The 19,875-nt window shown below is 68.7% G+C and carries 15 protein-coding genes and 1 CRISPR repeat array; of the genes, 9 read left to right on the forward strand and 6 right to left on the reverse strand.

Annotated features, from left to right (window positions below; translation table 11 throughout):
• Positions 1-446: 446 nt before the first annotated feature.
• The 8 genes from ABZ340_RS17450 (at position 447) to cas6e (ending at position 8,843) form a co-directional block, all read left to right on the forward strand.
• On the forward strand, positions 447-3,152 hold the full coding sequence (locus tag ABZ340_RS17450) for a CRISPR-associated endonuclease Cas3'' (protein ID WP_358782627.1): 2,706 nt from the start codon (positions 447-449) through the stop codon (positions 3,150-3,152).
• 65 nt (positions 3,153-3,217) lie between these two features.
• Entirely contained in the window at positions 3,218-4,828 is a 1,611-nt protein-coding gene (gene casA / locus ABZ340_RS17455) for a type I-E CRISPR-associated protein Cse1/CasA (RefSeq protein WP_358782628.1), read from the forward strand.
• A 28-nt stretch (positions 4,829-4,856) separates the two neighbouring features.
• Positions 4,857-5,531 carry a type I-E CRISPR-associated protein Cse2/CasB gene (gene casB, locus ABZ340_RS17460; protein WP_358782629.1) on the forward strand — a complete coding sequence of 225 codons (675 nt, stop codon included), beginning with the start codon at positions 4,857-4,859 and terminating at the stop codon, positions 5,529-5,531.
• A 24-nt stretch (positions 5,532-5,555) separates the two neighbouring features.
• Entirely contained in the window at positions 5,556-6,731 is a 1,176-nt protein-coding gene (gene cas7e, locus ABZ340_RS17465) for a type I-E CRISPR-associated protein Cas7/Cse4/CasC (RefSeq protein WP_358782630.1), read from the forward strand.
• Positions 6,728-7,552 carry a type I-E CRISPR-associated protein Cas5/CasD gene (cas5e, locus tag ABZ340_RS17470; RefSeq protein WP_358782631.1) on the forward strand — a complete coding sequence of 275 codons (825 nt, stop codon included), beginning with the start codon at positions 6,728-6,730 and terminating at the stop codon, positions 7,550-7,552. The genes cas7e and cas5e overlap by 4 nt, the downstream gene beginning before the upstream one ends.
• Positions 7,553-7,618: 66 nt before the next feature.
• A complete protein-coding gene (locus ABZ340_RS17475; protein WP_358782632.1) occupies positions 7,619-7,741 on the forward strand; it encodes a hypothetical protein in 123 nt (40 codons plus the stop codon).
• Positions 7,738-8,199 carry a type I-E CRISPR-associated protein Cas5/CasD gene (locus ABZ340_RS17480; protein WP_358782633.1) on the forward strand — a complete coding sequence of 154 codons (462 nt, stop codon included), beginning with the start codon at positions 7,738-7,740 and terminating at the stop codon, positions 8,197-8,199. Before ABZ340_RS17475 ends, ABZ340_RS17480 begins: the two co-directional genes overlap by 4 nt.
• Positions 8,196-8,843 carry a type I-E CRISPR-associated protein Cas6/Cse3/CasE gene (gene cas6e, locus ABZ340_RS17485; protein ID WP_358782634.1) on the forward strand — a complete coding sequence of 216 codons (648 nt, stop codon included), beginning with the start codon at positions 8,196-8,198 and terminating at the stop codon, positions 8,841-8,843. Before ABZ340_RS17480 ends, cas6e begins: the two co-directional genes overlap by 4 nt.
• 246 nt (positions 8,844-9,089) lie before the next feature.
• On the opposite strand, the gene cas2e is transcribed toward cas6e, so the two are convergent.
• The 3 genes from cas2e to ABZ340_RS17500 form a co-directional block, all read right to left on the reverse strand.
• Positions 9,090-9,407 (reverse strand): type I-E CRISPR-associated endoribonuclease Cas2e, encoded by a 318-nt coding sequence (gene cas2e, locus ABZ340_RS17490; protein ID WP_358782635.1) that lies wholly within the window; start codon positions 9,405-9,407, stop codon positions 9,090-9,092.
• Positions 9,407-9,640, reverse strand: coding sequence for a hypothetical protein (locus tag ABZ340_RS17495; RefSeq protein WP_358782636.1), 234 nt, complete (start codon positions 9,638-9,640; stop codon positions 9,407-9,409). The genes cas2e and ABZ340_RS17495 overlap by 1 nt, the downstream gene beginning before the upstream one ends.
• Positions 9,641-10,324: 684 nt before the next feature.
• On the reverse strand, positions 10,325-13,165 hold the full coding sequence (locus tag ABZ340_RS17500) for an HD domain-containing protein (protein ID WP_358782637.1): 2,841 nt from the start codon (positions 13,163-13,165) through the stop codon (positions 10,325-10,327).
• 187 nt (positions 13,166-13,352) lie between these two features.
• A CRISPR array of direct repeats spans positions 13,353-14,357; the repeat unit is 29 nt; unit sequence GTCTTCCCCGCCGACGCGGGGGTGATCCG.
• Positions 14,358-14,711: 354 nt separating this feature from the next.
• Here ABZ340_RS17500 and ABZ340_RS17505 point away from each other — a divergent pair.
• Complete coding sequence (locus ABZ340_RS17505) at positions 14,712-15,599, forward strand: DUF5655 domain-containing protein (protein WP_358782638.1); 888 nt, start codon at positions 14,712-14,714, stop codon at positions 15,597-15,599.
• A gap of 419 nt (positions 15,600-16,018) precedes the next feature.
• On the opposite strand, the gene ABZ340_RS17510 is transcribed toward ABZ340_RS17505, so the two are convergent.
• Genes ABZ340_RS17510 through ABZ340_RS17520 form a run of 3 tightly spaced genes read right to left on the reverse strand, consistent with a single transcriptional unit; the run spans position 16,019 to position 19,874 of the window.
• Entirely contained in the window at positions 16,019-16,831 is an 813-nt protein-coding gene (locus tag ABZ340_RS17510; RefSeq protein ID WP_358782639.1) for a class I SAM-dependent methyltransferase, read from the reverse strand.
• Between the two features lie 44 nt (positions 16,832-16,875).
• Entirely contained in the window at positions 16,876-17,724 is an 849-nt protein-coding gene (locus ABZ340_RS17515) for a phytanoyl-CoA dioxygenase family protein (protein ID WP_358782640.1), read from the reverse strand.
• The gene (locus ABZ340_RS17520; protein WP_358782641.1) at positions 17,721-19,874 is read right to left on the reverse strand and encodes a phosphoketolase; all 2,154 of its coding nucleotides are present in this window, start codon (positions 19,872-19,874) and stop codon (positions 17,721-17,723) included. The genes ABZ340_RS17515 and ABZ340_RS17520 overlap by 4 nt, the downstream gene beginning before the upstream one ends.
• Position 19,875: the final 1 nt, after the last annotated feature.

Here is a 19,875-nt window from a genome sequence, read left to right on the forward strand (position 1 = left end):
GGAATGTGTTCAGCCAGCGGCGATCGTCTTGAAACAAGAGGTGACGGACCCCTGGGGTCCGTCACCGTTGGCTCAGATGAGCCAGCTGACGAGTTCGCTGATCAGGGCACGGATCACCGCGCTGACCACTACGCGTGAGGCTTCGAGTAGAACCTCGCGACGCAGGACGAACTTGTGCAGGAACCGGGACACTGTATCTCCATGGCACAGACAGAGCCGAGGTTGCGCCACATCCCTCGAGAGGGTCGTGCGTTCTTCTCGAAGTTGCCGTTGCCTGGAGAGCCAATGAGGCTCCGCGCACCTCCCAGGGAGGCGTGCAGCGGTATGTACTCTACGACGGGAACCCGTTGGTGTAGCAGTGGTTGAGGGAATTACCCCCGCCGGCCTTCGAATAGGTGAAGCGGGATGAAGGCACACCTGCATGGATCCGCGACGAGGAGCACCCCATGTCTCTGGACTCCCGCCTGTGGGGCAAGGCTGCCGGGCTGGGCAAGAACGCCCGCGGAGCTCACCGCACGCACCCTCTGATCTGTCATCTGCTGGATACGGCAGCCGTCGCTGAGGTCGTCTGGGATGAGCTGCTGACCGCGCACCAGCGGAGCATGGTGGTCGGGGCGCTGCAGGTTCCGGACGAGGAGGCGCGGGCGCTCGCGGCGTTCTGGGCGGGGCTGCACGATATCGGGAAGATCAGCGTGCCGTTCCAACTGCACCGGAACGGCCCGAAGTACGCGGACGGAGGGCTGCTGGCGCAGGAGCTGAGCGGTGAAGAGGGGTACGGATTTGCGGCCGGCGCCGCGCAGGACAGGCAGTCGCATGAGGCGGCGGCGCACTGGTGGCTGGCGGGGATCTTCGCGGAGATCGGCTATCCGTCGTCGAAGCGGCGTCCGCAGTCCCAGCTCAGTCACGCGGTGGCCCAGTTGCTCGGTGGGCACGGCGGTCGCTTCCACCCGGTCGTCTACGACAAGGATTCGAGGTGTCCGGTCGCTCGCCACCCGGGTCTGGGCACGGGTAGGTGGGAGGAGCAGCGGCGGAAGCACTTCGATGAGGTGCGCAGAGTGACAGGGGCGAAGTCGGTTCCGCAAGGGCGGATGACGCCGGGAGCGGCTGTCGTTCTGACGGGGTTGGTGACCTTGTCGGACTGGCTGGCCAGTATCGACGATGAGATTCGGGCCAGGCTCAGGGAGGAGGGGTGGGCTGGAACTCCTGAAGACCTGGATGCTTACTGGCAGGTCGCCCGCGCAGCGGCTTCCCGTCTGGTGCAGCAGAGCGACCTGCTCGGGACGGGTTTCGCGCGGCCGGCCCCGGTTCAGTGTGCTGGTGGGACGAGTCTCGGGGCGAGCGTGGCGGGCCAGTTGCCTGATCTGGTGGCGGAGCACGGGCCGGGCTTGGTGGTCGTGACGGCTTCGCCGTCGGAGGAGCGTACGGAGGCAGCTCTTCGTGCAGCGGCGGTCCTTGGGCATGCAGCGCACGCGCGCGGTCTCTTCTATGCGCTGCCGACCGGCTCAGCGGCCGACAGCCACATGGCGCAGGTGCATGCCTTCGCTGAGCAGGCCCTGACGGGTCCCTGGCGGTCGCTCCTGCTTCACAGCTCTTCGCGGTTGAAGCCGGCGGAAGCCGCGAAGCAGTGGGCGCATGCGAATGCGGCCGGTGATGTCAGCGCGGAGCCTGGTGAGGAGTGGGCCCTGGCAGCGAACAGCTGGCTCAATTCCCATCACCGCGCGCTCCTGGCCGCGCTCGGCACGGGGACGGTGGACGAACTTCTCCAGGCGGTCATGCCGGTGAAGTTCAACGTGATGCGGCTTTTTGCCTTCTCCGGCAAGGTCGTCGTGGTGGATGAGGCCCATGCCCGTGGTGCCTGGGGGCAGAAGCTGATGCTCCGGTTTCTGGAGTGGGCCGCCGCGCTGCGGATTCCCGTTGTCCTGGCCGCGATGTCTGCGGACAGGTCGGTGGACGCGATGCTGGCGGCCTATCGCCGTGGCGCTGGAGGGGGCAAGGAGCCGATGGTGCAGCCTCGCCGGCTGCCTGCTTGGTCGTTCGTGGATGCTAGTTGCGGAGGCGGGCACCTGCCCCGGCAGCCTGCGGGGGCCGTTCGTGCTGGCACACTCAGTATCGAGGTGCTTGACGGTGCGCCGTACGAAGAGATCCAGGCGGCTCTTGCACCCCTGGTCGCGGCCGACGACGGCAGGGCCGTCATCTACCGGCCGACGCCTGCGGAAGCCATCCGTACGTTCCGTCAGCTCTCGCAGGACCTGCCCGGCCTCGATGTGACGTTGGTCCATGAACAGATGCGCAACAAGGACCGATGGCAGCGTCTCGCGGCCTGCCGGAGCACCTTCTCTCCCGACGGCGGCGTCAGCGGCCCCTGCGTGCTGGTGACGACGCCGATGCTGGAACATGTCAGGGGCCTGCGCTTCGACCTCGTCGTATCGGGGCTGGCACCGCTCGCGGACCTGCTGGCCCGTGCGGCACAGAGCGCGGGTGACCAGCCGCGGCTCGTGGTGCTCCGAGCGGACGACAAGTCCGAACTGGACGATGCCGCGCTGGTGCGGCGTACTGACATGGTCCTGGGGGCCGGCAGGACGGTTTCCATGCCGGAAGAAGTGCCCCTGCTGTTGGACGAGGTGTACGCCGACGAGCTCGTCGACGGGCTGGGGAAGGATGCGGCGCGTGAGCTTCGGCAGCTCGACAACCGGCGGACGGTCCGAGAACGAAGAGCCACCGGTACTGCGGGCTGGCTGGAGGTACCGGGGCCGCGGGAGCTCGATGGCGACCTCGGCCTGCTGAGTCGCGACCATCCCGGTATGGAGCCCGAACTGCTCTCTTGCGTGCTCGGTGAGGAGATGGTGCATGTGGTGTGCCTGTACCCGGGGTCTCTCCTTCAGGACGGGGTCCTCGCGGAGAAGCTTGTGCTTGATCGCAACAAGCGCAGACCGAAGCAGCCGGGCCAGCTTGTCCCTTACCTGATCCCAGTACCGCGGCGACTCGTCGACGGCGTGGCGGGCGATGCAAACAGTGCCTGGCGCGGCATGGCCGCCCTGAAGACCGTCCTCCGGCTGAACATGACCCCGGAAGACGGCGCATGGGTGCGGGCCGGCGAGAGGCACCGTTTCCATGTCAGCGAGCTGGGCTTGATCGTTGATCAGTTGCCTTAACGGCCTGCACCCGCCTCGCTTGTCCTTCTAGTATTCGGTGACGTGCACCGATGGGGGGGAGGGGCGTGACCACGTCTGCGTCCGATCTGATCGACCGGCCATGGATTCCGGTCGCGTGGGTGGAGGGGCGGTCGGGCCCACCTGAAGTGGGTCTCAGGGATCTGTTTGTGCACGCGCGAGAGATCCGCACTCTGCTGATCCCGGAAGCTCCGGCTCACTCGGCGCTGCTGCGCCTGCTGTATGCGCTGACCGCCCGGATCACCGCTCTGGACGAGGCAGGGCCCGGAAGCTGGGGCGACCGGCGGGAACAAGTCCTCGAACAGGGATTTCCTGAGGAGAGCATCGAACTGTCTGACGGCCGCAAGGCCGGCATTGAGGGCTACTTCGGTCAGTGGGGCCACCGCTTCGACCTGTTCGATGGTGATCGTCCGTGGCTCCAGGACCCCCGCCTCCCTGACCAGTGCGACAGGAACAACACGGCCGGCGTCCACAAGCTGGTCATGAGCCGGGCAGCGGGCAACAATCACTCCTGGTTCGGGCACTGGAGCCACGACAGTCCCGTACTGCCCAATCTTTCGCAGGCGGCACTGTCGCTGCTGACCTGGCACTTCTGGGGAGACCCGGGCGCCCTTTCCAGGCGTGAGGTCGGGCATGTGAGGAGCCACTATGCGAAGGCTTCACCACTGCGAGCCGCGTTGTCGTATCACCCTCAGTGCGACAACTTGTTCCTGACGCTGCTGGCAGGTCTGACCCCACCGGACGGCGACGTCAGCCGGCTGACTGACCTGTGTCCTTGGGAGCGCGAGGACCTCCCGGACCCGCTTGCGCCGATGCCCGAGCCGCAGGGCCCCTGCTCACGGCTCACCGCCTGTTCACAGCACGCGTTGTGTCTTGTCCCCGCCCCGGACGGTGAGCATACGGCCGACGCGTACATCACCTGGGCTTATGACGCCGAGCGGATCCGGCCGGAAGACGACTACCTGATCTGGGACATCGCCAAGGACGGGAAGACGTTCCCCCGGCTCGCCTCCTCCTCTCGCTCGTTGTGGCGGGACATCGACGCCCTTCTGCTCAAGCAGCTGGATGATTCAAGCCCCATCCAGCCGAAGGTCATGGACCATGCCTTCGACGTCAGCGAGTACGTGCGGGTACGCGCGCTCGGCTTCGAACAGGACGCCAGCCAGGCAGGCAACCACCAGTACGTCGACTCCGTGACCCCGGTGCTCCTGTCCCGGGTGGAGGAGGATGCGGCGAGCACCGAGCGGCCCGTACGCCAGCTCCGTGAACTCGGCGAGCTCTTCGGGGACCGGCTGGAGCAGGCCACGAAGGAAGCCTGGCTGAAGTACACGGATGACAGGAAGAACGATCCGGGTGCCTGGCTGGACGCGGTCGCGGCACGGTACTGGCCGTCGGCGGAGGACGAGTTCTGGTCGCGGTTCCGGCAGTTGACACGTTCTGGCAGCGCCATGGACACCGGATTCGACTTCGAGGCCGCGTGCCGGGCCTTCGGGCGGCACGCGCTCGACGCCTACGAGGCGGTGACCGGCTCCGTGACGCGCACACCACGGGGCGCGAAGGCCGTCACCGGGGCGAAGTCCATTATTCTCGCCGCCTTGAAAGACCCGCACAAGGCGATGGAGCAACCGGTGACGAAAAGTGCGGCCAGAAGGTCGTGACCGTCACCCGCCGATCCGAGGACAAGCTGTGACCTTCCAAGCCCCTGAAGCGAGCAAGCGGCAGAGGAATCGCGCCACGTATGCCGCATTCACCGAGCACATCGAACGCCTGTGCCGCACAGACCCCGGTGCCCGTGCGGCGCTGCGCGCGGGCTTGCGCCGCGACCTGGACCACCCGCGCATCCGCCCCATGCACCGGCTGCTGACGCTGCGACTGCCGGAAGGGTGCGACGACAAGACAGCGCAAGCCCATTACACGGTGGCCGCGCTGATCGCGGCCCAGCCCCGACACGCCTTCTCACCCGACCAGGGAGACGACGAAGACACCGCAGACGAACCCGTGGCGGCAGAGAAGCAGGCTTCTCGGGAGGAGGGGGAGCCGGACGAGGAGGTTGCTCCGCCCGGGCCGACCCCGTATGGCGCCTCGTTCGGTGCCGCCCTGGGCCAAGCAGTCATCGCGAAGGGCGCGTCGATGCGGAAGAGCGCCGCAGAGAGCCGTATCAACCTCCTGACGCGGCAGAGCCTGCGCGGTATCCACCTGCACCTCCCTGCTGCGGTGAATCAGGTACGCACCACCGGCACCTCCATCGACTGGGGACAGTTGCTGGCAGACCTCGTCGACTGGCCATACCAGTCGGGGCGTATCAGCCGCCGCTGGCTGCAGGACTTCTACCGGATCACGGCCGGCGCCGACCAGGACTGACCCCCTCACTCACAGGAGATCCCGATGGACCTCAGGCCACGCTTCATCGACATCCACGTCGTCCAACCCGTTCCCTACGCGAACCTGAATCGGGACGACACCAACTCGGTGAAAAGCATGCTATACGGCGACGCCCTGCGTACCCGTATCTCCAGCCAGTCCTGGAAGCGGGCCATCCGCGAGCACTTCCAGGACACGCTCGGCGAGAACGCGCTGCGCACACGCCGTATCGGCGAGCGGGTCGCCGAGGCACTTCGCGACCGCGGGTGGGACGAGGCGCTTGCCGAACGTGCGGGTGCGCATGTTGCGGCGGGGAGCAGCATCAAGTGGGAGATGGCCAGGGGGAAAGACAAGCAGCCCATCACGAACAAGGTCCTGACCAACGCGCTCGTCTACCTCCCTGAAGACGCGGTCGAGGACCTGGCCGACATCGCCGAAGCCCACAAGGACGCGCTCACGACCGACTTCACCGGCAAGGGAAAGAACAAGCCCGAAAGCGCTCTGAAGGGGAAGATCGACAAGATCCTTCTCAAGAAGAACGGGGTCATCAACCTCTTCGGCCGCATGCTCGCCGAGGTCGACCAGGCCAGTGTCGACGGCGCCGTCCAAGTCGCGCACGCTTTCACCACGCACACCACCGAGGTCGAACTCGACTACTTCGCAGCTGTCGACGATGTCACCCAGGCGAAGGGCGATGAAACCGGCAGCGGCCACATGGGCACTGCCGAGTACAGCACCGGCACCTTCTACCGGTTCGCCACCGTCGATCTCAAGGAACTCATCAAGAATCTGAGCGATGACAGCAACATCGCTCTCGAAGCCGCCCGCGAACTCGTCACCCACTTCCTGCTCTCCTTCATCGAGTCCCTGCCGCAGGCGAAGAAGAACTCCACCGCCCCGCACACCATCCCGCACCTGGTCCACGTGGCGGTCCGCTCCGACCGGCCGCTGTCGTTCGCCGCAGCCTTCGAGGAACCCGTGCGGTCTGCCGGACACGGCGGTTACGTCGGGCGCTCCGTGGAAGGCATCGACGCGTACGCCAAAGCCGCGAACACTCTCCTCGGCCCCGAGCGCGTTCTGCACGCAGCACATGCTTCCCTCCAGTTCGACAAGCTGGAGCACCTCGGCGAGCGTCACTCGTCCTTCAAGGCTCTCGTCACCGCCACCGTCGACTTCGCTCTCGCCGAGGCCCCGCAGTGACCGAAAGGCCCTCCCACGGGCTGCTGCTGCGTCTGACAGGCCCACTCCAGTCCTGGGGCACGCACAGCAAGTACTCGCAGCGCGACACAGCCCGATTCCCCACCCGGTCCGGCATCGTGGGCATGCTTGCCGCAGGTCTCGGGCGAGTGCGCCAGGCGTCCGTGGACGACCTCACGGAGCTGTCGATGACAGTACGTGTCGACCGACCCGGTGTCGTGCTGTCCGACTACCACACCGTCGGCGGCGGACTGCCCGCCGACGAGACAGTGATTACTGTTGATGGAAAACACCGCCCCGAGCGTAAGAGCACTCTGACATCCAAGCGCCAGTACCTAGCCGACGCTGCTTTCACGCTCGCGCTGACGTCCGACGACGAAGCACTGCTGCACGCATGCGCCGCTGCCCTGAGTGACCCGTACTGGCCCCTCTTTCTCGGCCGCCGGTCCTGCCCGCCGGAAGGCCCGATCCTGCTGGGATGCGTAGAAGACCCGCTGCGCCACCTGGTACAGCTGCCCCTGGCGGCCAAGAGGCCGCGCAGCGGCCCGAAGCCCATTGAGTTCTACGGCGACAGACCGCTCGGTGCGCTCCCCGTGAACTCTGACGCCCCGGACAAGGGTGACGGAGATCACCACAGCGGCGAAGTCACCGACGAGCCGATGTCGTTCGCGCCGCTGGCACGCCAGTACCGGCCTCGGCCGCTGTACCGGCGTGCCGTGCACCTGTCGGACGCCGCCTACGAAGGCTTCGGCACCGGCTACCTGGAGAAGCTCCAGAACTACATCGACACCCACTTCGCAACATCGGAGAGGAACCCCCGGTAACTTTGTGGCCGACCTTCACCATTCCCTCGCCCAGCTCACGCCAGGCCCGCCGAGACCTGAGCGGCAATGTGCAAAGCATCCGACTGCGCCACCGCATGGTGCAGATGTTCCCCCGACGTGCCCGAAGCGGCGCACGACTCCTGCTACGCCCTCATCGACGCCGCCTTCTCCGCCAAGGCGGGGGCGTGAACGCACTCGTGCTCCGGCTGGCCGGCCCGGTGCAGCCCCGGGACGAACGCTCGGCGCTCACCCCTGGCCGGGACACGGCCTCGTTCCCCACCCGTGCCGCGCTGCTCTGCGCGCTCGACACCGCGCAGAGCATCCCCCACCAGGACACAGGCGCGCTCCACCACTACGCCGCTCTGGAGTTCACCGTCCAGGTGGACCGGCCCGGCGGCCGGCTCGTCGACCACCAAACCACTGGGGGCGGCCAGCCCAACAACCAGACCGCCGCCGCCCGCGGCGGCCGGGGCAGCAGACATGCTCACCGTGTACGACGTTCCCTTCTGCTTCACCCCGCACGGCCACAGCCACAGCCGGCGCCGGCTCCACCGCACCGCAGAACGTTTCCCCTTGCACCTGGTCACCGGCCTCGCACCCTGCCCACCAATCTGATCGACTACGCCATGAAGGAGGCCGCCGCATGAGCCCCGGCGCGGCCCTCGCCCGCATCCGCCTCAATCCCCATAGCCGCGCCGTCCAGCGCGACCTGCGCAACGCCACCGAAATGCACCGCACCCTCATGCGCCTGGTCCCCGACGGCCTGGGCGACAGCCCCCGGCAGGCGGCCGGGCTCCTGTACCGCCTCGACGTAACCGACACCTTCAGCACGCTCCTAGTCCAAGCCGCCGCCCTCGACCCGACGCGCCTGCCCGACGACTACGGCCACGCCGACGTCAAGGACCTCACCCCGATGCTCAACGCCCTCCAAAAGGGCCTCGCCGTCCGCTACCGCATCGTCGTCAACCCGGTCAAAACCGAACGCCTGCCATTGGAGAACAAGGGCCAGCGCGGCAAACGCATCGCGCTCACCGGCCCGGATGCCGACCAATGGTGGGCACGCCGCGCCCACGAGGCCGGACTCCACCTGACCACCGCGCTGCCCACCCCGATCGCTGCCGCGCACGGCCGCGGCGACAACGCCGCCGCCGTGCGGCATCACCTGGTGCGCTACGACGGCACCGCCACCGTCACCGACCCTCACGCCCTTGCCCAAGCCGTACTGGGCGGCATCGGACGAGCCAAGTCTTACGGCGCCGGCCTGCTCAGCCTCGCCCGCGCAGCCGCATGAGCAGCTCCATATTCAAGGCGGATCACCCCCCCGTCGGCGGGGAAGACGCGGGGAGACCTCGACCGGGTCGTCCCCATTCGGATCACCCCCGCGTCGGCGGGGAGGACTCGAGGAACGCCTCAGCCGCCTTCTTCCCGCCTGGAACACCTCCGCGTCGGCGGCGAGGACGAGGACGGCACCGAGGCACCCGCCCTGGTCCGCGGACCACCCCCGCGTCGGCGGGGAGGACTCTTTCTGAGCTGCGCTTTAGGAGGGGGTTTGCATGTTCTTTGCCTTCGGTGCGGTGGTCATGCGGATTAGGGTAAGGCCGTCGAAGCCGGCGGGGATGCGGCGGCGGGTGCCTGCGGTGCGGATGGCGTATCCCTGTTCGGTGGCGGCGGGGTGGACGAGGACGGCGGCGCCGTTGCCCACGACTTCGGTGACGGCGTGCCGGAGTTCGTCGCGGACGCGGGCGGAGACGCTGCCGACGAAGATGCCGGGTACTACCTCGCTGGTCCATCGGCTGAGGGCGCCGCGCAGATGGTCGGGGACCGCGGTGGTGGCGATGACGACCATGGAGGGCATCAGTCGCCTCCGTCGGCGTAGTTGACGCCTGCTGGGAGCGCTCCACTTTTGGGGTCCCAGAGGTGGACCATCTTCACGTCACGCCGTTCGGAGTGTTCCTCGTCGGTGTCGTCGTCGGCTGTGGTGGTGTGGGCGTGGGGCGGGGCCAACAGGGTCTGGACGTCCTGGACGATGCGGGGCAGGAGGCGCAGGAGCCGGATCCTCGATCTCGTGCGCCCGCTTGAACAACTCACCCAAGCCCACCCACACCGATTCCCCGGCCAGCAGACGCACCGGAATCCACGGCTCGACCCGCAGGTCGAATCCCACACTCACGGACATCCCCTCCAACCGCCCCTGCTCCAGACGACATGCGGGCACGACACAGCCCCCAGCAGCCATGCTTCCAGCGTCCCGACATTGAAGCAGCTACCACTGACAGGGAGGCCGCCTTCGTCGGACGCGGCACCAGTAGAGCAGCCCTCAACTGCGCTTGCACTTAATTCCGGAAGGTCGAAGACCAAGGAGGGTGCGGGTGGCATGGAGGGAGCGGGAGGGGTGAAGATCGATGCGTCCGAAGTGCTCCGAGTGGACTACAACCCTCTTCAACGCGCCGACGCCGCAAGGGGATCGTCGGTCCGGCTATGAGGAGAACCATGCCGTCGCCCCTTCCCGTCCCCTGGGACCGCTGCGGCACCCTGGGTGCTCGTGATCGGCGTGCGTCCTGACCCGGCGACGGTCGGATCGTGCAGAGCCTTGCTGCTGGGAGCTGCTGAGGCATACCACCGCTTCTCCCGATAGTCTGCGCGCGGTGGCCCTCGGGCACCTTCCGGGGGTCGGGTCCCTGCCGAATGCGGGGGGGTTTCAGTCGAGGGGCAGGGAGGCTGCCCAAGCCCTACGCCTTCCCCACCGAGGTGGGGGTGCCCGACGGGACTTGGTCACTCACGGACAAGTCCGAGGTCTTTGTCCAGGCGAAGTGTCCTGTCGCCGATCTTCACCGCCTGTGCGGTCCCACCCAGCACAAGCTGGTGAAGGACACGTAGTTCTGCGAGCATCGGGTGCTCCGTCCACGACTTCGGCGGGGCGACACTCTCAGGGTCCGCCCCCTTGAGCCAGTCGGAGCGGACTGCAAGGGTGCGGCGCATCACCTGCCGCACGGACGAGACGGGCAGCTTGCCGTCCGGCGCGGCCTCGGGCAGCAGGTGCTCGCCCTCCAGATCCAAGGTCACTCGACCGTCCTCTTGGACGTACGCGCACAGCAGCCGCACCGAGTCGGCGCCGAGCCTGGTGGACACCTCCCACTCATCCTCTTCACCGGGCAGATCATGCAGATCGTGCAATGCGGAAATGCTCCGCGCACGCGGGACGGCCAGGAGGCCGGCCATGCTGCGTTCCGCCACTTCCTTGCCCTTGTGAGCCGTCCAGGCTTTCGCCGCCTTGCCGCCCGGGCTGTTCCAGTCGAAATCCTCGTTGTCCCCGTGCACGGCCTCGACCAGGTGCTGCACACCGCCCGGGATGGAGATGGTCCCGCCCTCGATCCCGGCAAGAGTGCTCGAGGTGGTGGCCAGGAGGTGCTCGGAATACACCTCGCCCCACTGCTCCGGTACTTTGCCGCCGCCCGCGATCGGGTCGAGCACCACAAGACGTGGCCCGCCCGCCCAGGCCGGGCGGCCACGACCGCCGGGGTAGCCGTGCCGGGCCCAGTGATTCTCGTGCCGCCAGCACCGCCCGGCCCTCTGCAGCAGCAGGGACAACGGCGCGAGGTCGCTGATGACGATGTCCGCATCAAGATCGAGCGACTGCTCCACGACCTGGGTGGCCACCACGATCCGGCGCATCGGACGCGGGCCCCCGCGCCCCAGCCCCTCGGTGACCTCCCGCGTGCGGGCCTCGCGCACGTCCCCGGGGAAACGGGCGTGCAGCAACTGCACGCTTCCGCCCTCGTCATGGGAACGCATGTCGAACCGTTCACGAAGCCTGAGGTAGGTGTCCTGCGCGTCCCCCACGGTGTTGCACACCACGAGCGCGGTGCCGCCCTCGCCTTCGCACACCGGCTTCAGGAACCGCTCGATCACCCCCAGCCGAGCCCGGCCCCCACCCCCCGAACCATGGACGACCGGTTCCACCGCGACACCGAGTTCCATGGCCCGCGCACGGGCCTGCTCACCCTGACGAGCAGGCGAAATCGCGGTCGCCCGACCGCTCTCCCCGTCCACATACAGCCAACCGGGATAGGGCGCCGGAAACGTCCGGCTGCTCAGGCCACGCGACTTGTGACCGGCACCCTTCAAGTACTCCTTGATCAGCCGGTCGCTGACCGACGCGGGCAAAGTCGCCGACAACAGAACGACCGGCACCCCGTACGCCCCGAGCCAGTTCAGCAGCCGGCCCAACAACACCTGCATGTACGGGTCATAGGCATGAGCCTCATCAACGATGAACGTCTTGCCCGACAACGCCAGCAACCGCAGCGCGTTGTGCCGCACCGGCAGCACCGCCATCAGGGCCTGGTCGATCGTGCCGACCGAGAACTGCGCCAGCAGCGGCCGCTTGGACCCGCGCAGCCACCGCTGCGGCCGCATGTCGGCCTCCGCCCTCCGGCTCCCCTGCCCGACCTCGTCACCATCACAGGTGAGCACGCCCTGCGCGTCCAGGTCCTCGTCGGCGTAAGCGCTGTTCAACCAGGCCATACTGTGCACCAGCGTCAGCCCGGCATCCTCACCGGACTGACGCAGCAACGCATGCGCGACCCGCCCATGCATCTGATCACTGGTAGCCATCGTCGGCAGCAAAAACGCATACCCCTGCGTACCGAACGCCTGAGACAGAACCCGCTCGGCCTCCAGAGCCGTCTCGCTCTTCCCATCCCCCGGGGCCGCCGTGACCAGGAAGACGCCGCCGTGACGCCCCTCACCCACAGCCCTCCGCAGCTCGTCCATCACGGACCGCTGCAACGGATTCGGCTCACCCCGAATGCCGTACACCTCCGCGAACCCCTTGCGCTGCAACTGCACCCGCGTCAGCCCGGCCTCGGCCAGCAGACGCGGCGCGTCCTTCCGGGAACGCTCGAAATGATCCGCCAGCACCGGCTCAAGCCGTCGCTGCCGCTCCCGAAGATAGCCCTCCTGACTGACCAGCCAGTCCGCAAGAATGACCACCCCCGTCACCAGCACCGCGGCCGGCGCCTTGAACACCCCCGGAACCCCCGGTACTCCCAACGACTCGCACACCGCGGCTGCGTGCGCAGCCCTCTGCCGCGCCCAGGCGGCCCCACCGAAAAACGCCGGAGCGACATCGTCCTCGGCGCGGTGAAAACGCCCGTGATGACCGCCGATGACCTCGGCCAGCCGCTCTGCGACCCGCAGCTCACCGTCGGCGGCTAGGCCCAGATCCACCAGCACCTTCTTCACACTCTGCAGGCCGGCCACGTCATGCCCGAACCGCTCCGCGCTCATCTTCGCGCGATCACCGCGCAGCTCCGCGCTGAGGTACTGGCTCCCGTGCGAGGAACAGAACTGGAACCCTGACAGCTTGCCGATGTCATGCAGTCCGGCACACAACCCGACGACCGTCCGGGCACGTCCCGGATCGGCTGCCAGCCCCATCCCCTCGGCGATCCGCACACGCTGGTTCTCGGACAAGTAAGCATCCCAGAGGTGCAGCGCCATCGCGGCAGCATCCAGCAGATGCCGGATCAGCGGATACGGCGGCAGTCCCGGGTCCAGCCCTTTCGACTTCCCCCACACCGACTCATCCGGCGCTTCCCATTCCCTCGCCATCTCTCGCCCTCCACCCCAGCCTACGGACAGGCCCGCCACCGGAACCGGCATCCAACCACTCTCCGCCGACAGTGCTGCAGCCACCCACCCCGATAAGGTGACGACATGCAGTTCTGTAGGTCACGCCACAGCGTCCCCCGCAATGCAAAGAAAGTGCAAAGCCTTTCTTGAGGTGCAGGTCAGAAAGGTCTTCCCCGCCGACGCGGGGGTGATCCGCTACTGGAGACCTATTGGACGCAGGGGCGGTCGTCTTCCCCGCCGACGCGGGGGTGATCCGGAGACCACTGGGACCGCCCTGGACACGAGCGCGTCTTCCCCGCCGACGCGGGGGTGATCCGGACATGTGGATGGCCTCGGCCAGGGCGCGGGCGTCTTCCCCGCCGACGCGGGGGTGATCCGGCCCGGTGCAGCTCGTACAACCGCTCCCAGTGGTCTTCCCCGCCGACGCGGGGGTGATCCGTTCGAGGTCAGCTCCATGCGCCCGTGGGCGTCGTCTTCCCCGCCGACGCGGGGGTGATCCGCCGACGCGAGAGTGATCCTCCCAAGACACCCTGTCTTCCCCGCCGACGCGGGGGTGATCCGCACTGGGACAACCTCGGCTACTGGGGTGATGCGTCTTCCCCGCCGACGCGGGGGTGATCCGTACCACGTGTCCTGTCGGGCACCGTGCGCAGCGTCTTCCCCGCCGACGCGGGGGTGATCCGCGGTCGAGACGGATACGGGTGGTGCGGACCCCGTCTTCCCCGCCGACGCGGGGGTGATCCGCCGTCCGGGACCGGTGCCACGCTGACGCGGTCGTCTTCCCCGCCGACGCGGGGGTGATCCGTCGACGTAGGGCAGGTCAGGCAGGCCGAGCACGTCCTCCCCGCCGACGCGGGGGTGATCCGATCGGCTACGTCTACCAGGAGCCCGGCGAGGAGTCTTCCCCGCCGACGCGGGGGTGATCCGGAGTTCGAGGACGACAAGGTCACGTACGGGCAGTCTTCCCCGCCGACGCGGGGGTGATCCGTCGGCGACGCGGCCGGGGATGCGCAGGGTGATGTCTTCCCCGCCGACGCGGGGGTGATCCGGCCAGGATCGCGCCGTCGATCCCGACCGGCACGTCCTCCCCGCCAGCGCGGGGGTCTTCCGCGTGATCCGGGGGCGGCCATCGGCTACGCCACGTCCTCCCCGTCAGCGCGGGGATGCTCCCGGAGGTAGCCAAGCGGGGGTGGATCGGGGCTACGTCCTCCACATCGACACGGGGCCGAGCGTCAGCCCTTGACAGTGCGCTTTCGCACTCGAACCTGCGGCCAAGCGCTTAGAAGGCGCCTGCTCTATCCACTGAGCTACGGGGACTGACCTGCGGAAAGGCAGTATTCCAGGGGCTTGCCCATGGGGTCTGTGGGACGTATGTGGGATCTTCCAGCTTCCTGGAACGGTGGGACCCGTGTGTCCCGATGGCCCGGACGTAGGGTCTCACACCATCTTCACAGGGCCGAAGCCCTCCGCGGAAACAATCCCAGGCCCGCCCGGCGTTGACGATCTCCGAACCGAGGAGGGGAAGGTGTCGGGCCTGAAGCTGTTCCACACGACGAGCGGCGCGATCGAGGTCGCGCCGCGTCTCGCCGAGACCGAGGCGGACGTGCAAGGCATGGTCGAGGCCCACATGGAGACAGTGCTGGGCGTCCGGTTCCTGGCGAGCGAGTACGGCACCGGGCCGGTGCACGGGGGCCGGATCGACTCGCTCGGGCTGGACGAGAACGGGTCGCCAGTGATCGTCGAGTACAAGCGCGGCGTGGATGCCGGCGTCATCAACCAGGGGCTGTTCTACCTCTCGTGGCTAATGGATCACCGAGCCGAGTTTGAGCACCTGGTCCGTGACCGGCTCGGGAGGACGGCCGCGTCCCAGGTGCTGTGGAGTAGACCGCGTCTGATCTGTATCGCCGGTGACTTCACGCGCTACGACGTGCATGCCGTGCGTGAGCACCGGCGGTCGATCGACCTGGTCCGCTACCGACTCTTCGGCAGGGACCTGCTCGGCCTTGAGACCGTTGCCTCGGTCAGCGGCGGGCCGCCTGCCGTGCGACGGGCCCGCAGGCAGTCGACCGTACTGGCAGTGAAGGACGGCCGGAGCGCGGCGCTGGACGAGCTGGCCCAAGCCCTGGACGAAACCCTCCTCGCACTCGGGGATGGCGTGAACCGCGTGCAGCGCAAGACGTACCGGGCGTACCAGCGTCTGCGGAACTTCGCCTGCGTCTGCCCGCCGCAGAAGACCAAGCTCCTCGTCTACCTGAAGGCCGACCCGAAAGAGGTCGACCTGGTGCCTGGCTTCACCCGGGACGTGACCGGGCTCGGCCACCACGGCACGGGCGACCTGGAGGTGCAGCTGCGCACCCCGCGGGACCTGGAGCGAGCGCAGGACCTGTTCCGTGCAAGCTACGCGGCGGCCTGACAGCTCACAGCCAGCGCCGGCAGCAGTTGCGGCTTCGGGTTGTGATCGATTTGGCGGTGCCTTTCGACGTCATGGGCATGGAGTGGCGGTGGACCTTCAATGATGCGGGGGATCGCCGGTTTGGCTAACCGGCGATCTGGCGCTATGTTGCCTGGCTTCGCGGTTCAGGACCGGGCGCCTGCCCGGCGCGATGAGCGCTACCGTGCTCGGTATCGAACCGCCCACCGCATGACATGAGCGAGGCCCCTCACGGCTTGGGTTCAAGGGGTCGTCGGTGAGGGGCCTCGCTCATGCGGACAGGTCACTGCTGCTCGGCCACCTTCTGCAACATGGGCCTTTCCCGGCTCGTGGGAGCGGTGGCCTCGCCGATCGGCGGCACCGATCGGGCACGGTGTGCCGCTTGCCGGGCTGCGGTGGGGTCACGGCCTGCTGGCGATGATCGCCTCGGTGCGGATCACCTCGTCGAATTGTCCGGACGGGGCGAAGGCGACCAGCGCCTCGCGCAGGTCCTGCTCGAAGGCGTCCTTCTTCTTACCGAGTTGGGCGGGGCTGGAGTAGGAGAGGCTGAAGGCCCAGCCGACGACCTCGTCCACGGTGCGGGTCAGGGTGTGGTCCCAGCGCGCGGTGTCGACCTGGGAGAACGGGGAGCGGGCGAGGACGTCCTGGTGGCGTTCCTTGGGGTGGGAGTAGGTGCCGGAGCCGGCGCGGCGTTCGGGGCCGAGGTAGCGGGTGCGGACCTCGTCGACGACCTGCCGCCAGGGGGCGGGCTCGAGGTCGCCGGGGGCGCCGCCGGAGGCGAGGACGATCGCTCCGCCCGGCTCGATGATCTGGTCGAGGTCCCGGGCGACCTGGTCGCGGTCCATCCAGTGATAGGCCGCACCCATGACGGTGAGCAGCACGGGCCCGATGTCCATCGCCGGCAGGCTGGTGGAGTCGCCCTCCCGCCAGGTGATGTTGGTGATGCCGTGCTCGGCGGCCAGGCGACGGCCCTCTTCGAGCATGCCCTTCTCGGGGTCGACGGCGATGACCTCACCGACGTGCGGGGCGAGGTCGAGGGCGATGATGCCGGGCCCTGCGCCGAGGTCGAGGACGCGCTGGGTGCCGTCCAGGCCGAAGACGTCGGCGAGCAGGGTGTAGAACTCGGGCGCGTAACGGGGCCGGAAGGCGGCGTAGTACGGCGCCGTCGATGCGAACAGCTCGTCGGGTGTGTACAAGGGTGTGGAGGAGGTCACGGGTCCAGTCTCTCGCGGTGGTGCCGTCAGGGTCGGGTGTTCGGTTAACGAACCGGGGACGCGGTCAGGTGCTGCCACCAGTCGGTGAGGGGTCGGCTGCCGGAGCCTTCGCGAGCGACGGAGCCGTCGGGGTGGCGGTCGCGGACGCCGAGGAGCTGCCGCTCGACGTCGTCCAGGTCCGGCCGGTCGAGGAGGGCGTGGGCGGGGTCGTCGACCTGGTTGAGCCACCGGTAGCCGTACTGCATCATCACGGCCAGCCGGGTGCGGCCGGAGCGGTTGAGGCCGCCGGCGTGCCAGGTGCGGTTCTCGAAGAGGACCACGTCGCACGGGCCCAGGTCCGGAGTGATCGCGCCGGGCGGGTCGATGTTTCCCGGGGGGACGGTGACGGGCCCGGTGAGGGTATGGCTGCCGGGCACGAACATCGTGAACCCGGTGTCCGGGCCCGGGTCGGTGAGGAAGTACGCCACCTTGATCGCCAGGCGGGGCGTGTGCTCGGCACCGAGGTCGGCCACGGTGGAGGACATGTCGCGGTGCCAGCCGTGCCGGGACGGCACGCGGATGGTGCGCTGCCCGTCGGGGATCGACGGCATGGAGATCAGATTGCTCGACAGCAGGTGGATGTTGGGGCTGAGCAGCGCGACGAGCGTGGGCAGCACGGCCGGGTTGGCGACGAGCGGGAGGAAGGCGTCGTCCAGGGCGACGACGCCACGGAAGCCGTCCTTACCGTCGGCCGAGCGGTCCCGGCCCGCGGCCCGGTTGGTGGCCAGGAGCCGGACGGCTGCCTTTGTCGCGCGGTCGCGGACCTCGGGGGCCAGAGCGGCGCGCAGGGTGAGGAGCCCATCGCGGTCGAAGGCGGCCAGCTGCTCCGGGGTGGGTGTGAGCGGGGTGGTCATCGCGGCTCCTTGAGCATCAAGAGTGCCTGGGCGGTGAGCGCGGCGGTGGACAGGCGGCAGTGCTCCAGCAGGTCGGCGGACGGCAGGGGGCGGCCGGGGTCGCGGTAGCCGACCACGCGGACGCGGGTGGATTCGCCGCGGTCGGCGAGCAGGGCTCGTACGGCCGGGGCGTGCGTGACGGTGGCCAGCAGCACGGGGACGTCGGCGGGGAAGAGGCGGTCGAAGGCGTCGTCGGGCAGTGCGGCAGGCCAGGTGCCCGCGTGGCCGAGGACGGTGAGGTCGTTGACGTGCACGTACTGGATGTGTGCCTCCGGGCGGGCGGCGGCGATGTTGCTGGCCGCTGCGGACAGTTCGCGTGCCGCGATGTCGCCGGCGGAGGCCAGGACGATGTCCGGGGGCTGCGGGCTGGGGGTGCTCAGATGGGGCCAGATCGCGGCGCCGCAGGTCAGCTCCTCGCGGAAGGTGTCCGGGGGGAATGTGAGCGTGTGGTGCTTGTCGGCGATCAGGAAGTTCGCCCGGTCACGCCCGGTGAGCATGGCCGCGAGGACGGCCGCCGCGCGGGTGGCGTCGGCCGGGGTGTAGACGTGGATGCTCGGTTCCTCGGTCTCCAGCATCGCGGAGACGAGCCCGGGGTTCTGGTGGGTGTAGGTGTTGCGCCAGCCCAGCGAGGTGATCAGGTAGTTGATGTTCGGCTGCCCGTCGTGGCCGGTCGCAGTCCGCATGCTGCGGTGCTTGAGGTGCTGGACGAGCAGGCTGGTGTTGATCGCGGCGAACGCCTCATAGGTGGCCAGCAGTGCGTCCCGGCCGGTCTCGGTGTACCCCTGAAGCCAGGCGTGGCAGATCTCCTCGTTGAGGATCTCGCTCGCCCACGCCGGCAGACGACTGCCGTCGTCGGCCAGGTGCAGCCGGTTGGAGGCGGCCTCGTCCGGGCTGAACAGCCGGAAGGCGCCGGCGGCGGCTCGCTCGCGGATGATCGCGCTGACCAGCGGCCACGCCTGCTCTCCGCGGACTGCGAGCGGTGCCCTCGGTGGGGTCGGGCGGGGGCGGGGCGGCGGGTGCGGCAGCGCCTGCTGGACGAGGTCGGACGGCTGCCCACGGTCGGTGAACAGCGAGGCGGGCTCGTACGAGGCCAGCCAAGCGGCGAGGGCGTCGAACTCCGCTCGGTTGCGGGCGGGGTCCTTCAGCGGGGTCTTGTGGACGGCCGGGGTCCCGATGATCCGGCGGTCGCCGACTTGTTCGGGGCCGGTTGCGCCCTTCGGCATAGTCAACACGAGCACCGGCTGCGGCCGGGCGACGCCGAGCGGGCGCAGCTGGGTGAGCACCTCGGCCAGGACTGTCCGGAAGCCGGCCGTGTCGGCGCCGTCGTGGAGGAACGGCTCGTACCCCAGGCCGGCGAAGTACGCGCGCAGCTCGTCCTCGCTGAGATCGGCCAGCAGCGAGGGGCCACCCATCCGCTGGCCGTTGGCCAGCACGACGGGCAGCACCGCGCCGTGCAGCCCGGACCCGAACAGTGCGCGCCGGGCCGTCCACGCGGCCGTAGCGGCACCGGTCTCCAGTTCCCCGTCGCCGAGCAGCGCAATCACGAAGCGGTGCGGGGCGTCCAGGACCATGCCCTGCGCGACGGCGAGTGCTGGCCCGAGCTGGCCACCGGTGTAGCGCACGCCGGGGATGAGTGGGGTGATCTCCCCGCCGTATGCCCGCGTGTGCGGGAAGCCTGCGACCAGCGCCTGCAGTCCGGCGGTGGACCAGTCCGGGGTGTTGCCGGTCAGGGCCAGGGTCTTGGTCAGATAGGCGTGGGACAGGGCCGATGGTCCGGCATGGCCGGCGCCGTGGACGATCAGGACTTCACTGCCAGGAGGCCGCCCTGCGGTGAGTGGGCCCAGGTGGGCAAGCATGTAGTTAACCGGCGGGCACACACCCCAGTGCCCGCTCGGAACCTCCTTCACATCCTCCACCCGCAGTGGGCGGTCCAGCAGCACGTTGTCGTCCAGGTACAGCTGCGCGGCGCACAGGTAGTTCAGGGCCCGCCAGGCGGCGGTGACGGCCGCGTCCGGGACATGGGCCGTGGCGTGCGCGGCGGCCCGACTCCAGTCGGGAAAGCCTCCCGGCCCTGCGAGGGCCGGATCGAGGAGCACGGCGGTGTCCGTCACC

Origin of the sequence: Streptomyces sp. NPDC006134 (assembly GCF_040628835.1) — a bacterium.
GTDB lineage: Bacteria > Actinomycetota > Actinomycetes > Streptomycetales > Streptomycetaceae > Streptomyces.